This is a genomic window from Microbacterium sp. M4A5_1d (assembly GCF_053345465.1).
The window spans coordinates 681,188-694,365 of record NZ_JBKFAD010000001.1; the positions used below are offsets into that span (position 1 = coordinate 681,188).

General features: G+C 69.4%; 14 protein-coding genes. 5 read left to right on the forward strand and 9 right to left on the reverse strand.

The window, feature by feature from the left end; translation table 11 throughout:
- Positions 1–51 precede the first annotated feature (51 nt).
- From dnaG to dusB, 3 genes are read right to left on the reverse strand one after another with little or no spacing between them, the layout of a single operon-like run.
- The gene (gene dnaG / locus ACLBWJ_RS03280; protein ID WP_447659728.1) at positions 52–1,947 is read right to left on the reverse strand and encodes a DNA primase; all 1,896 of its coding nucleotides are present in this window, start codon (positions 1,945–1,947) and stop codon (positions 52–54) included.
- Positions 1,947–3,320 carry a deoxyguanosinetriphosphate triphosphohydrolase gene (locus tag ACLBWJ_RS03285; protein ID WP_404568077.1) on the reverse strand — a complete coding sequence of 458 codons (1,374 nt, stop codon included), beginning with the start codon at positions 3,318–3,320 and terminating at the stop codon, positions 1,947–1,949. The genes dnaG and ACLBWJ_RS03285 overlap by 1 nt, the downstream gene beginning before the upstream one ends.
- Positions 3,310–4,473 carry a tRNA dihydrouridine synthase DusB gene (gene dusB, locus ACLBWJ_RS03290; protein ID WP_274177670.1) on the reverse strand — a complete coding sequence of 388 codons (1,164 nt, stop codon included), beginning with the start codon at positions 4,471–4,473 and terminating at the stop codon, positions 3,310–3,312. Before dusB ends, ACLBWJ_RS03285 begins: the two co-directional genes overlap by 11 nt.
- Before the next feature lie 57 nt (positions 4,474–4,530).
- On the opposite strand from dusB, the gene ACLBWJ_RS03295 reads away from it, so the two are divergent.
- Positions 4,531–5,031, forward strand: a complete 501-nt coding sequence (locus ACLBWJ_RS03295; protein ID WP_323987531.1) for a glutathione peroxidase — start codon at positions 4,531–4,533, stop codon at positions 5,029–5,031.
- Between the two features lie 25 nt (positions 5,032–5,056).
- Here the strand turns inward: ACLBWJ_RS03295 and ACLBWJ_RS03300 are convergent, their stop codons facing one another.
- From ACLBWJ_RS03300 to recO, 3 genes are read right to left on the reverse strand one after another with little or no spacing between them, the layout of a single operon-like run.
- The gene (locus ACLBWJ_RS03300; RefSeq protein WP_112614088.1) at positions 5,057–5,734 is read right to left on the reverse strand and encodes a DsbA family oxidoreductase; all 678 of its coding nucleotides are present in this window, start codon (positions 5,732–5,734) and stop codon (positions 5,057–5,059) included.
- A 46-nt stretch (positions 5,735–5,780) separates the two neighbouring features.
- The gene (locus tag ACLBWJ_RS03305; RefSeq protein ID WP_323987530.1) at positions 5,781–6,584 is read right to left on the reverse strand and encodes an isoprenyl transferase; all 804 of its coding nucleotides are present in this window, start codon (positions 6,582–6,584) and stop codon (positions 5,781–5,783) included.
- A gap of 42 nt (positions 6,585–6,626) precedes the next feature.
- The gene (gene recO, locus ACLBWJ_RS03310) at positions 6,627–7,355 is read right to left on the reverse strand and encodes a DNA repair protein RecO (protein WP_323987529.1); all 729 of its coding nucleotides are present in this window, start codon (positions 7,353–7,355) and stop codon (positions 6,627–6,629) included.
- A gap of 36 nt (positions 7,356–7,391) precedes the next feature.
- Here recO and ACLBWJ_RS03315 point away from each other — a divergent pair, with 36 nt between their 5' ends.
- The gene (locus tag ACLBWJ_RS03315) at positions 7,392–8,078 is read left to right on the forward strand and encodes a trimeric intracellular cation channel family protein (RefSeq protein WP_112614082.1); all 687 of its coding nucleotides are present in this window, start codon (positions 7,392–7,394) and stop codon (positions 8,076–8,078) included.
- A gap of 75 nt (positions 8,079–8,153) precedes the next feature.
- Here the strand turns inward: ACLBWJ_RS03315 and ACLBWJ_RS03320 are convergent, their stop codons facing one another.
- The 3 genes from ACLBWJ_RS03320 to glgA all read right to left on the reverse strand — a co-directional run bounded on the left by ACLBWJ_RS03320 (position 8,154) and on the right by glgA (position 10,478).
- On the reverse strand, positions 8,154–8,405 hold the full coding sequence (locus tag ACLBWJ_RS03320) for a type B 50S ribosomal protein L31 (protein ID WP_018186539.1): 252 nt from the start codon (positions 8,403–8,405) through the stop codon (positions 8,154–8,156).
- Positions 8,406–8,489: 84 nt separating this feature from the next.
- Positions 8,490–9,275, reverse strand: coding sequence for an ABC transporter ATP-binding protein (locus ACLBWJ_RS03325; RefSeq protein WP_112614080.1), 786 nt, complete (start codon positions 9,273–9,275; stop codon positions 8,490–8,492).
- A 9-nt stretch (positions 9,276–9,284) separates the two neighbouring features.
- Positions 9,285–10,478 (reverse strand): glycogen synthase, encoded by a 1,194-nt coding sequence (gene glgA / locus ACLBWJ_RS03330; RefSeq protein WP_274177668.1) that lies wholly within the window; start codon positions 10,476–10,478, stop codon positions 9,285–9,287.
- A 47-nt stretch (positions 10,479–10,525) separates the two neighbouring features.
- Between glgA and glgC the strand changes: the two genes are divergently transcribed.
- Genes glgC through ACLBWJ_RS03345 form a run of 3 tightly spaced genes read left to right on the forward strand, consistent with a single transcriptional unit; the run spans position 10,526 to position 13,165 of the window.
- Positions 10,526–11,770: a glucose-1-phosphate adenylyltransferase gene (glgC, locus tag ACLBWJ_RS03335; protein WP_112614076.1), complete on the forward strand. Its 1,245-nt coding sequence runs from the start codon at positions 10,526–10,528 to the stop codon at positions 11,768–11,770.
- A gap of 26 nt (positions 11,771–11,796) precedes the next feature.
- Positions 11,797–12,432, forward strand: a complete 636-nt coding sequence (gene serB, locus ACLBWJ_RS03340; protein WP_274177667.1) for a phosphoserine phosphatase SerB — start codon at positions 11,797–11,799, stop codon at positions 12,430–12,432.
- 43 nt (positions 12,433–12,475) lie between these two features.
- Complete coding sequence (locus ACLBWJ_RS03345; protein ID WP_274177666.1) at positions 12,476–13,165, forward strand: alpha/beta fold hydrolase; 690 nt, start codon at positions 12,476–12,478, stop codon at positions 13,163–13,165.
- Positions 13,166–13,178: the final 13 nt, after the last annotated feature.

Consider the following 13,178-nt stretch of genomic DNA (forward strand, 5'->3'; position numbering starts at 1 on the left):
GCATCATCCTGCCGTTTTCATCGCTCGACCGCTACTCGTCGCCGACGGCGGCTACTCCGACTCCATGAGCTGCCGCAGCCGAAGGTCGAGATCGCGGATGGCGACGCCGATGGAACGGAACTCGGGCGAGCCCGGTTCCAGGCGCTGCTGCGCGCTTCGCAGCTCGGCCTTCTCGCGTTCGAGCGCCCGCTGGCGGAGTTTGCGCAGCGACTCCATCGCCGTCGTCTGCGCGATGCGTTCGGTTCCCGCGGGGAAGTCCGCCGTGAGCAGTTCGATCGCGAGCGTGCGATAGGGCTCCCGAGTCGCGTCCACCGCAGCCGAGGTCCATCCGGGCCGGGTGAGATCGGTCTGCATCGAGACGGCCTGACGGACGGCTTCGAGAGCCGGATGCGGCATGGGCAGACCCAGCGCAATGTCGACGGCCTGCTTGTCGAGCAGGTGCCCGTACTGCAGCACGCCCATGAGCGCGCGCTTCTCGAGCTCGAGGGCGGCCGGCAGTGAGGCGAGGGTGACACGGACCGACACGGGCGGCGGTTCGGAGGCCGCGCCGGGCGCGCCGGAGGGTTGCGCTCGGCCTGCGCCCGGTGCCTCGCCGCGAGTGCGCTCCCCTGCGCTCCCGGACGCCGACGCGCGGCGCGCGGCCCGCTCGACCTCGGGCTGCACCTCCGAAAGGTCGAGCCCGAGCTTTCCGGCGAGGACACGCGTGTAGCCCGGTCGAAGCGCGGCATCGCGGATGTCGGCGACGATCGGTGCCGCTGCTCGCAGAGCGCCGATGCGTCCTTCGACGGTGGAGAGGTCGAACGTCGACAGACGCTGATCCATGACGAACTCGAACATCGGCGCCTTCGCCTCGATGAGCGAGCGCACGGCCGCGTCACCGCGGTTCAGACGGAGATCGCACGGGTCCAGCCCCTCGGGGGCGACCGCGACGTACGTCTGCGCCGCGAAGCGCTTCTCGTCGCCAAAAGCGCGCAGCGCGGCCTTCTGGCCGGCGGCATCCGGGTCGAACGTGAAGACGACCTCACCCGAGCTGCCCTCGCTGTCGCCCATGACGCGACGCAGCACCGTGATGTGATCGGTACCGAAGGCCGTGCCGCACGACGCGATGGCTCCGGTGACCCCGGCGAGATGGCACGCCATCACATCGGTGTAGCCCTCGACGACGACGACGCGGTGCTCCCGCGAGATCGACTTCTTCGCGAGGTCGAGGCCGTAGAGGACCTGCGCCTTCTTATAGATCGGCGTCTCTGGCGTGTTGAGGTACTTCGGACCCTGATCGTCGTCGTACAGGCGGCGAGCGCCGAAACCGATCGTCTGACCGGCGACGTCGCGGATGGGCCAGACGACCCGTCCCCGGAACCGGTCGTAGACGCCGCGCTGCCCCTTCGAGACCAGTCCCCCGGTGAGCAGCTCCTCGTCGGTGAATCCCTGCGACCGCAGTGCGTCGCGAAGCCCCGACCAGCCTTGGGGCGCGTATCCGACCCCGAAATGCGCGGCTGCACCGGCGTCGAAGCCTCGTTCGCCGAGGAACTGACGTGCGGCCTGCGCGTCCGGGGCGGACAGCTGCGACCGATAGAACTCGGCCGCGGCGGTGTGGGCGGCGTACAGCCGGGAACGACCGCTCGTCTCGGGAGCCGCAGCGCCGTCCTCGTAGTGCAGTGAGTAACCGATGCGCGCCGCGAGGCGCTCCACGGCCTCGGTGAACGAGAGGTGATCCATCGCCCGCAGGAACGAGTAGACGTCGCCCGACTCACCGCATCCGAAGCAGTGGTAGTACCCCACCTGCGGCCGGACGTGGAAACTGGGGCTGCGTTCGTCATGGAACGGGCAGAGCCCCTTCAGCGAGCCGACGCCGGCGGACTTCAGGGCGACACGCTCGCCGACGATGTCGCCGATGTTCGTGCGCGCCTTGACCTCTTCGATGTCGGTCTGCCGGATCCGTGCCATCAGAGCCCTTCGATGGGCTCGGGCAGCGCGAAGTGGCTCGGCGCCGTCGCGCGCGGATCAGACGACCACAGGCCCAGCTCGCGAAGGTCGACCGGGCCCACCAGGCGGCCGTGCCACTCGATCGCGAAGCGGTCGGTGAGGGTCGCCACCTGGTCGACGATGACGCGGCGGCGGGCGGCATCCGTCACCGCCGCGGCGAAGTCCTCGGCGTGCAGCGCGTCGAGGTGCTCCGGACGCTCCCACAGGGCGTCGGCGAGGCGGCGCAGGACGCGGCGCTGCTCCTTGTAGAGCCCCTTGCGTCCCTCGATCGAGACGACGAAGGCGCCGATGACTCCCTTGAGCACCGCCATCTCGACCTCGATGACGCGCGGAACGATGACCCGACCGCGGAAGCGGGTCAGGACGGGGATGTCGTAGTGCTCGCGGGTCGCCGCCGTGGCGGCGCGCGCGAACCGGCCGATGAGATCGGAAGTGAGGTTCTTGAGACGTGCCATCGCCGCGCGCGAGCCGTCGTACGACTCGAGCCACTCGGGAAGCAGTGTCAGACGGTACAGCGCATCGCCGAGCTCGTCCTTCGTGAAGCCGTAGCCCACCCAGCTCTGGATCGCGGTGAGCAGCGCCTCGCGTTCGCGCGGATCCCCGAGCCGCGCCGGATCGAGGTAGCCGTTCAGGACCGCGTCCTCGAAGTCGTGCACCGAGTACGCGATGTCGTCGGAGAGATCCATGACCTCGGCCTCGATGCAACGCAGGCGACCCGGGGCGCCCTCACGCATCCACTGGAACACCGCCTCGTCCTCGGGGTAGACGCCGAACTTCTGCCGTCCGCCCGGGTCGGGGATGGCGTGCTCGACCGTCCACGGGTACTTGCACGTCGCATCGAGGCTCGCCCGCGTGAGGTTCAGGCCCGCGGTCTGACCGAACGCATCGACGACCTTCGGCTCGAGACGCGAGAGGATGCGCAGCGACTGCGCGTTGCCCTCGAAGCCGCCGATGTCCTCGGCCCAGTCGTTGAGGGCCCGCTCACCGTTGTGGCCGAACGGCGGGTGTCCGAGGTCGTGGCAGAGACAGGCGGTATCGACGACGTCGGGCGAGAGCTCCAAAGCGATGGCCAGCTCGCGCCCGACCTGGGCGACCTCGAGCGAGTGCGTCAGGCGGTTGCGCGCGAAGTCGGCCGGGCTCGCCGGACTCAGCACCTGCGTCTTGGCGGCGAGACGGCGCAGGGCGCCGGAATGCAGCACACGGGCGCGATCGCGGGCGAAGCTGTCGCGGCGCGAGCGGTGCTCCTCGCGGTGGAAGCGGGCGGCGTCGTGGTCGTTGTAGCCGGAGGGGCGTCCCGCCGAGACGCCGACACCGCTCGTGACCTCAGCCCCCACTGTTCTCGACCTCCGCTGCGGCGATGGCCGACGACTCGGCCGCGTCGACGTCGCGGGAATCCAACCAACGATCCGGCAGCGCCGGACGCTTGGGGGTTCCCGCGCGACCACGCTGCCCCTCCGCAGCCGAGCCGGGGTAGGGCGCCGCCCAGTCCAGCGTCGCGAGGATGTCGTCGATCTCGGCGAGGCTCGACGCGGTCGCCAGCCGCGCCCGCGTGTCACCGCCGACCGGGTAGCCCTTGAAGTACCACGCGACGTGCTTGCGGATGTCGCGGCATCCCCGGCCCTCATCCTCGAAGAACTCCACGAGAAGCTCGGCGTGCCGGCGGAAGGCGGTCGCGACGAACCCGAGCGTGGCATCGACCTCGGGCCCAGCTGAGCCGGGTTCGCCCAGCGCTCGCGCGAGGTCTCCGAAGAGCCACGGTCGCCCGAGGCATCCGCGACCGACGACGACGCCGTCGCAGCCGGTCTCCGCCATCATGCGCACGGCGTCGTCGGCGGACCAGATGTCACCGTTGCCGAGAACCGGAACGCTCGTGACGGCTTCTTTCAGCGCGGCGATGGCCGACCAGTCGGCGTGCCCCGAGTAGAACTCCGCCGCGGTGCGTGCGTGGAGCGCGACCGCCGAGACCCCGGCGTCCTCCGCGATGCGACCGGCGTCGAGGTAGGTCAGGTGGTCCGAGTCGATGCCTTTGCGCATCTTGACCGTCAGCGGGACGTCGCCGGCCGCGCGCGCGGCGCGCGTGACGATGTCGCGGAACAGGTCGAGCTTCCACGGCAGGGCGGCTCCCCCGCCCTTGCGCGTCACCTTGGGCACGGGGCATCCGAAGTTCAGGTCGATGTGGTCGGCGCGGTCCTCCTCGACAAGGAGCCGCACCGCGGCCTCGGTCGTGGCGGGGTCGACGCCGTAGAGCTGGATGGAGCGCGGCTTCTCCGACTCGTGATGGGTGATCAGGCGCATGGTGGTGGCGTTGCGCTCGACGAGTGCGCGGGTCGTGATCATCTCGCTGACGTAGAGACCAGCGCCGTACTCGCGGCACAGCCGACGGAAGGCGGTGTTCGTGATCCCGGCCATCGGCGCCAGGACGACGGGTGCATCCAGGGCGATCGGGCCGATCCGCAGGCGCGGGGAAGCGGAAACGACGGTACTCACCAGATCATTCTCCCAGAAGGACGGATGCCGGAAGGCGGCCGGGCGTAGCCTGGGGACGTGACCGAAGCGACCACCGACATCCGTTCGATTCCCTTCTCCGCAGCCGACGGCACCGCCACCACGCTGGACGAGCTCGGCGACGGTGTGCTGCTCGTCGTCAACGTCGCCTCGAAGTGCGGCCTGACGCCCCAGTACGAGCAGCTCGAGCAGCTTCAGCGCACCTACGGCGAGCGCGGGCTCCAGGTCATCGGATTCCCCTGCAACCAGTTCATGGGTCAGGAGCCGGGCTCGATGGAGGAGATCCTCGATTACTGCGCGATGACCTGGGGAGTGAGCTTCCCCATCATGGACAAGATCCGGGTCAACGGCTCGCACGCCGCTCCCCTGTACAAGGCGCTGAAGAAGATCCGCAACGAGGAAGGTGCGCGAGGCCCGGTGATGTGGAACTTCGAGAAGTTCGTCATCACGCCGAGCGGTGAGGTGCACCGCTTCCGCCCCCAGACGAAGCCCGACGCGCCGGAGATCGTCGCGGTCATCGAGGCGAACCTCCCGCGCTGACCCTGCGCGCGTGTGCGGACCGCGCTCAGCCCGCGGTTTCGACGCCGTTCCGCTCGGCCCACACCTGACGGGCGATCTGCGCGAACGCCTCGGCAGGCTGCGCTCCGGAGACGCCGTACTTGCCGTCGATGACGAAGAACGGGACGCCGTTGATGCCGTACGAACGCGCCTGATCCTGATCGGCGCGAACGGCCGGCAGGTGCTCGCCCGACTCGAGCGCGGCGCGGATCACGTCGCGGTCGAGTCCGACCTCGGCGGCGAGCTCGACGAGATCGTCGATCCGTCCGACGTGGCGGCCCTCGGTGAAGTACGCCGCCATCAGGCGCTCGGCCATCTCGTGCTGACGGCCCTCCGCCTTCGCGGCGTGCAGCAGCTCGTGCGCCTTGACCGTGTTGGTGTGCTTAAGGATGTCGAAGTGGTAGTCGAGGCCCGCGTCCTTCGCGACGCCGGTGACGTTGTCGAGCATCTGCTGCACCTGCTCGCGCGGCATCCCCTTGTGCGTCGAGAGGAAGTCCAGCTCGTCGCCCTCGAAATCGACCGGAGTGTCGGGCGAGAGCTCGAACGAGTGGAAGGTCACCTCGACGCGCGGAGCGTCCTCGTCATCCGCCGTGGCCGCGAGGCCCGACTCGAGGTTGCGCTTGCCGATGTAGCACCACGGGCAGGCGATGTCGCTCCACACGTCGATCTTGATTGCGTCCGTCACACCGGGTGCAACGTCCTGGCGTGCGTGGGCTATTCCCGCTCGCGCATCACGCGGTGGGAGCGTCGACAGCGCCGCCGAACCGGCGGTCGCGCGAGAGATACAGCTGGATCGCACCCCACAGGTCGGAACGAGAGAAGTCGGGCCAGAGCGTGTCGAGGAACACCATCTCGGCGTAGGCCGCCTCCCACAGGAGGAAGTTCGAGGTCCGCTGCTCTCCGCTCGAACGGATGAACAGGTCGACGTCGGGCATGTCGGGCACATAGAGGTGCCGGCGCAGGGCCTTCTCCGTGATGGCGGAGGGCTTCATCCGCCCCGCGGCGATCTGCTCCCCCATCGCCCGCATCGCATCGATGATCTCGTGCCGGCCGCCGTAGTTGACGCACATCGTGAGCGTGAGGACGTCGTTGTCGCGGGTGAGCTGCTCGGCGTACTGCAACTCGGAGATGACCGAGCCCCACAGGCGCGGCTTGCGCCCAGACCACCGCACACGCACGCCCCACTCATTGAGCTGATCACGACGACGGTGGAGGACGTCACGGTTGTAGCCCATGAGGAAGCGCACCTCATCAGGCGACCGCGACCAGTTCTCGGTCGAGAACGCGTAGACGCTCAGGTGCTTGACGCCGGCCTGGACGGCGCCGGCGACGACGTCGAGCAGCACCTCTTCGCCCGCGCGGTGCCCCTCGATGCGGGTGAGTCCGCGGCGGTTGGCCCATCGTCCGTTGCCGTCCATGACGATCGCGACGTGGTTCGGGACGCCGCCTCGCGGGAACGCCGGCGGGTACACCCCGGTCCAGTCGAGGGGGCGATAGGGAACCGCGTCGCGGTGCGTGTACGGCTTGGGACTCATCGGTTCGAGCCTAGGCGTTCGAGCTGCCCGCCATCACCGTGGTCAGCGCGCCGCGCCGATGTGTCCGAGTGACCGGATGCCACGCTCGAGATGCCACTGGGCATACGCGGCGATCAGCCCCGATGCCGCGTTGGCGGTGCCGGGGCTGCCCGCGTCAACGATTTCCCATTCGCCGGCGATGAGGGCGCGGAGCCGGGCGCCGGTCTCCGGTGCGATGCGGGCCGATCCCGCCGGAGCGCAGGCATCGCAGACCGAGCCCCCGAGGGGCGCGACGAACCCGTCGTGCGGCCCGGTACGACCGCAGCGGGCACAGGCGTCGAGCGAGGGCGCCCACCCCGAGAGCGCCATGGCGCGAAGGAGGTAGGAGTCGAGCACAGCGCGACTGTCGTGCTCGCCACGCGCGAGCGCGCGGAGGCCGCCCACGAGCAGCAGGTACTGCTGCGGCGTCGTCTCGGCCTCGTTCAGACGGTCGGCGGCCTCGACCATCGCCGACGCCGAGGTGTACCGGTCGTAGTCGGTCGCGATGTCGGCCCCGTACGACCCGAGCGACTCGGCCTGCTGCACGATGTCGAGCGACCGTCCCTTGTACATCTGCACGTCGGCCACCATGAACGGCTCGAGGCGCGCCCCGAAGCGCGACGACGTGCGACGTACTCCCTTGGCGACGCCACGGAGCTTGCCGTGCCGACGGCTGAGCATCGTGACGATGCGATCCGCTTCACCCAGCTTGTGGGTGCGGAGGATCACGACCTCGTCGCGGTAGGTGGGCACCCTCCAATTATCGCGCCGACCGACGACAATGGTTCCGTGACGCAGTCTCAGTTCGTGATCCCGCTCTGGGCGGATCTGACCGCTGTCGGCCTCGGCGGGGTGCAGGGCGCTCTGTTCGCCTCGGGGTTCGTGGGCAAGCAGCGGCTCGACCCTCTCGGCGTGGTCATCATCGGGATCCTGATCGGGATGGGCGGCGGCCTCATCCGCGATCTGCTCCTCGGCGTCCAGCCGGTCACGCTGCAGAGCAACTGGTACCTCATCACCGCTACCTCGGCAGCCCTCGTGGGAATGCTCCTGTCGAACGTCTTCCGACGGCTGAACGCCGTCATCATCGGCCTCGACGCCGTCGTCATCGGCTTGTTCGGCGCATTCGGAACCAGCAAGGCCCTCGTGCTGGGACTTCCGATCGTCCCGGCGATCTTCATCGGCTCGTGCGCGGCGGTCGGCGGCAGCATGTTGCGCGACGTCATCCTCGGGCTTCCCGTCGCCATCATGCACGTCGGCTCCCTCTACGCCGTCGCCGCAGCGGTGGGGTGTGCGGTGCTCGCCGGCGCATCGGCGCTCGGAGCCCCGATCGTGGCGGCGGCCATCGTCGGCATCGCTGTGACCACCGTCATCCGTCTGCTCGCCGTCGTGTTCGACATCTCCCTGCCCGAGCAACGCGCCCTGCACCGCCGCAAGGTCGCCGCCGAGACGGCGTCGATCCCGATCGTCAAGCCGTGATCGCGTGAGCGGGCACAGCACACCGCCGAGAACGACGAAGGCCCCGCCGAAGCGGGGCCTTGATCGAAGAACGACTTACTTGGAGCCGAAGTTCTTGAAGCGCTGGTTGAACTTCTCGACGCGACCGGCCGAGTCCATGATGCGCTGCTTGCCCGTGTAGAACGGGTGCGAGGCGGACGAGATCTCGACGTCGATGACGGGGTAGGTCTCACCGTCCAGCTCGATCGTCTTGTCGCTCGAGACCGTCGAACGGGTCAGGAAGGTCTCGCCGGAGCCCAGGTCGCGGAACACGACGGCGCGGTACTCGGGGTGGATGTCAGTCTTCATGGGATTCCTTACGTGGTGCCCTGGATTTTGCCAGGGCGAGGGAAGTCTGCGATGCGTCTGCACCAAAGAGCGATCTTACCAGGTTCAGGATGCCGCCCGAGCCGCGTAGCGACCGCCCTCCTCGGTGAGCGTGATGGAGAGCCCGAACGTCTCGGTGAGGTTCTCCGCGGTGAGCGTCTCGGCCAGCGGACCGGCAGCGACCACTCCACCCTCGCGAAGGAGGAGCACGTGCGTGAACCCGACCGGGATCTCCTCGACGTGGTGAGTCACCATGATCATCGCGGGCGTGGTCGGGGCCTGGGCATAACCGCCCAGGAGAGCGAGCAGCTCCTCGCGAGCGCCGAGGTCGAGGCTCGCCGTCGGCTCGTCCAGAAGCAGGAGCTCGGGGTCGGTCATGACGGCGCGGGCGATCTGGACGCGCTTCTGCTCACCGTCCGAGAGGGTGCCGAAGGTGCGCTCGGCCAGACCGTCGAGCTTCCATTCTGCGAGCACCCGCATGGCGCGCCGCTCATCGATGTCCTCGTAGTCCTCGCGCCAGCGCCCGGTCACCGCGTAGGCGGCGGTGAGGACCACGTCGAGTACGGTCTCCTCAGCCGGGATGCGGCGGGCCATCGCCGACGAGGCGAACCCGATGCGCGGGCGGAGCTCGAACACGTCGGTGCGCCCCAGGCGCTCGCCCAGGATCTCGACGGTCCCCGAGGTGGGGTGGAGCAGGCTCGCCGCCAGCTGGAGCACTGTCGTCTTGCCCGCGCCGTTGGGGCCGAGCACCACCCAGCGCTGATCATCGGAAACCGACCAGTCGACCCGGTCGATGATGTTCCGGGCGTTTCGGCGGACGACGACGTCGGAGAACTCCAGGACCTGCGGCATGGGTTCAGCCTAGCGGCCGAGCCCCGCCACTCTCGCGTACAACGCGGCGGTCTCGTCCGCGATCGCGGCCCAGCTGAACGAGTCTGCGGCACGCTCGCGGCCCGCGGCGCCGTAGCTTCGCGCCGTCTCGGGATCCGAGACGACCTCGGTCAAGGTGGCCGCCAGATCGGCGACGAACCTGTCGGGATCGAGCGGCGTCCCGGTGCCGTCGTCCGACTGCTCGATGGGAACGAGGCGCCCGGTCACGCCGTCGACGACGACCTCCGGGATGCCGCCGGTCGCAGTACCGACGACGGCGGCGCCGCACGCCATCGCCTCGAGGTTGACGATGCCGAGCGGCTCGTAGACCGACGGGCAGACGAACGTCGTCGCGGCGGTGAGGATCGCACAGAGCTCGTCGCGCTGAAGGAACTCCTCGATCCAGACGACACCCGAGCGCTCGGCCTGCAGCTCGCGCACGAGCCCCTGCACCTCGGCCATGATCTCGGCCGTGTCGGGCGCGCCCGCGCAGAGGACGACCTGGACGTCGGCGGGCAGGAGACGAGCCGCGCGCAGGAAGTAGGGCAGCCCCTTCTGCCGCGTGATGCGGCCGACGAAGACCACCGAGGGGCGTGCGGGATCGATGCCGTGGCGCTCGAGGACCGCGGGATCGTCGACGGGACGCCACGACTCGACGTCGATGCCGTTGTAGATCACCGAGACCTTCTCGGGATCGAGATCCGGATAGCTGCGCAGGATGTCGCGGCGCATGCCGTCGCTCACGGCGATGATCGCGGCCGCGTTCTCGTAGGCCGTCTTCTCGATGTAGCTCGACACGGCGTAGCCGCCGCCGAGCTGCTCGGCCTTCCAGGGACGCAGCGGCTCGAGCGAGTGCGCTGTGACGACGTGCGGGATGCCGTGCAGGAGCGAGGCGAGGTGACCCGCGAAGTTGGCGTACCAGGTGTGGCTGTGCACGACGTCCGCGCCGGCGACATCCCCCACGATCTCGAGGTCGGTGCCGAGCGTCTGCAGCGCGCCGTTCGCGCCGAGGAGTCCGACCGGGGTGGCATAGGACGTGGTGTCGGGCTCCTCCCGGTCGGCCCCGAAGGCGCGCACCTGCACCTCCATCGACGCGCGCAGGGCGCGGACGAGCTCGGTGACGTGCACCCCCGCTCCCCCATAGATCGCGGGAGGATACTCCTTCGAGACGATGTCTACACGCATGTCTCGAACGCTAGTACAGGAGCGTTCGGCGGGCCTAGTGTGGTGCCATGCCAGCAGCGCCCAAGGTCTTCGGAATCGTTCTCGCCGGCGGCGAAGGAAAGCGCCTGATGCCGTTGACGGCAGACCGCGCCAAGCCCGCCGTCCCGTTCGGCGGCCAGTACCGCCTGATCGATTTCGCGATCTCCAACCTGATCAACTCGGGCCTGCGCCAGGTCGTCGTGCTGACCCAGTACAAGTCGCACAGCCTCGACCGCCACGTGTCGCAGACGTGGCGCATGTCGGCCCTGCTGGACTCCTATGTGGCTTCCGTTCCCGCACAGCAGCGTCTGGGAAAGCGGTGGTTCTCCGGCTCGGCCGACGCGATCCTCCAGTCCCTGAACCTCATCAACGATGAGAAGCCCGACATCGTCGTCGTGATCGGCGCCGACCACGTGTACCGCATGGACTTCCGTCAGATGCTCGACGCGCACATCGCCTCCGGCGCCCGCGCGACAGTCGCCGGCATCCGCCAGCCCATCGGGCTCGCCAACCAGTTCGGGGTCATCGACGTCGACCCCGCTGACGAGACCCGCATCCGGGAGTTTCTCGAGAAGCCGCAGAGCCCCGCCGGGCTGCCCGACTCGCCGCACGAGGTGCTGGCCTCGATGGGCAACTACATCTTCGACACCGACGCCCTCATCGAGGCGGTCGAGGCCGACGGCGAGCTGCCGACGTCGAACCACGACATGGGCGGCGACATCATCCCCTACTTCGTGAACCGAGGCGAGGCGGCCGTCTACGACTTCAAGCGGAACGACGTGCCCGGCTCGACCCCGCGGGATCGCAACTACTGGCGCGACGTCGGCACCATCGAGTCGTTCTTCGACGCCCACATGGACCTCATCTCGACGCTGCCGATCTTCAACCTGTACAACACCGACTGGCAGATCCACTCCCAAGCCGTCAACTCGCCGCCGGCGAAGTTCGTCCGCGACAGCGTGGGACGCATGGGCAATGCGATCGACTCGATCGTCTCGCTCGGCTCCGTGCTGTCGGGGACCCATCTCGAGCGCAGCGTCGTCGGCCCGTGGACACTCTCCGGGGGCGGCGCGACCATAACCGACTCGGTGCTGTTCGACTACGTCAGCGTCGGCGCGGGGGCGCGTGTGCACCGGGCGATCCTCGACAAGAACGTCGTGCTCGAAGACGGTGCCACGGTGGGCGTCGACCGTGAGCGCGATCTCGCCCGCGGTTTCACGGTGACCGACACCGGCATCACCGTCGTCGGCAAGAACGCGCGCGTCGAGCGCTGACGCGCGTTCCCGCTAGCGTGGTGGTCATGCCCCACGCGCGTTTCCTCGTCGTCTTCGATGCCGACTCGACCCTCCTGCGCAACGAGGTCATCGAGCTCATCGCCGACGAAGCAGGACGCGGCGCGGAGGTCGCCGCCGCGACGGAGGCGGCGATGCGCGGGGAGGTCGACTTCGCGTCGAGCCTGCGCTCACGCGTCGCACAGCTCGCGGGAGTGCCGCTCACGGCCTTCGAGCGGGTGCGGTCGCGCGTCGAGCCGACGCCGGGCGCGGCTGAGCTCATCGCCGCCATCCACGAGCGCGGCGGCGCTGCCGCTGTCGTCTCCGGGGGCTTCCACGAGGTGCTCGATCACATCGCTCCCGGGCTGGCGGTCGACCTGTGGCGCGCCAATCGGCTCGGCACCGACGGCGCGACGCTGGACGGCACGGTCGCGGGCACCATCGTCGACGCGGAGGCCAAAGCGGCGTCCCTGCGCGAATGGGCGGATGGTCACGAGGTCCCTCTCACCCGGACGATCGCCATCGGCGACGGGGCGAACGACCTGCGGATGATGGCGGCTGCCGGCCTCGGCGTCGCGTTCAACGCCAAGCCCGCGGTGCGCCGCCAGGCGGACGTCGTGGTCGGCCCGGTCGACCTGCGAGAGGTCATCCCGCTCCTCCCCTGAGACGAGGCTGTCGCGTGTCCGGGCCGAGCGCTACGGTCGGGTCATGCACGTGATCGTCATCCCGGGCCTCTGGCTCGACGCCTCGTCCTGGGACGATGTCGTCCCCGCCCTCCACGATGCCGGACACCACCCGCACGCCCTCACGATGCCCGGTGTCGGTGACACCGCCGGAGCGCCCTCGACGACGCTCCGCGACTGGGTCGACGCGGTGGTCGCCCGTATCGACGACCTCCCCGGCCAGCTCGCTCTCGTGGGGCACAGCGGTGGCGGGAACGTCGCGTGGGCGGCCGCTGACCGGCGCCCCGATCGCATCGCGCGGGTCGTCCTCGTCGACACTCTTCCGCCCGCGCCCGGCGCCGAGATCTCGGCGTTCCCGGTCGTCGACGGCGTCGTGCCGTTCCCCGGTTGGGAGTTCTTCGACGAACCGGATGTCGCCGACCTCGACGACGGCACGCGTGCCCGGTGGGCGGCTCGCACGCACCCGGTTCCGGCCGCGGTGCCGACCGACGCCGTCGAGCTGCGCGACGCCCGCCGACACGGCATCCCGGTGACTGTCCTGTCGGGCTCGGCCGACGAACCGGGAGTCCGCGAGATGCTGACGGCGTGGCCGCCGTTCCTCGAGGAGTTCGACGCTCTCGACGACGTCACGGTCGTCGAGCTCGGTTCAGGTCACTGGCCGCAGTTCTCGCAGCCCGACCGCCTCGGGCGCGAGATCGTCGCCGCGCTCATGTGACGCTCGACGGCGC

Coding starts and splice junctions, on each gene's coding strand:
- glgA (WP_274177668.1), bottom strand. CDS start 10,478: ATGCGTGTAGACATCGTCTCGAAGGAGTATCCTCCCGCGATCTATGGG.
- ACLBWJ_RS03345 (WP_274177666.1), top strand. CDS start 12,476: ATGCACGTGATCGTCATCCCGGGCCTCTGGCTCGACGCCTCGTCCTGG.
- ACLBWJ_RS03305 (WP_323987530.1), bottom strand. CDS start 6,584: ATGAGTCCCAAGCCGTACACGCACCGCGACGCGGTTCCCTATCGCCCC.
- dnaG (WP_447659728.1), bottom strand. CDS start 1,947: ATGGCACGGATCCGGCAGACCGACATCGAAGAGGTCAAGGCGCGCACG.
- glgC (WP_112614076.1), top strand. CDS start 10,526: ATGCCAGCAGCGCCCAAGGTCTTCGGAATCGTTCTCGCCGGCGGCGAA.
- ACLBWJ_RS03320 (WP_018186539.1), bottom strand. CDS start 8,405: ATGAAGACTGACATCCACCCCGAGTACCGCGCCGTCGTGTTCCGCGAC.
- ACLBWJ_RS03325 (WP_112614080.1), bottom strand. CDS start 9,275: ATGCCGCAGGTCCTGGAGTTCTCCGACGTCGTCGTCCGCCGAAACGCC.
- serB (WP_274177667.1), top strand. CDS start 11,797: ATGCCCCACGCGCGTTTCCTCGTCGTCTTCGATGCCGACTCGACCCTC.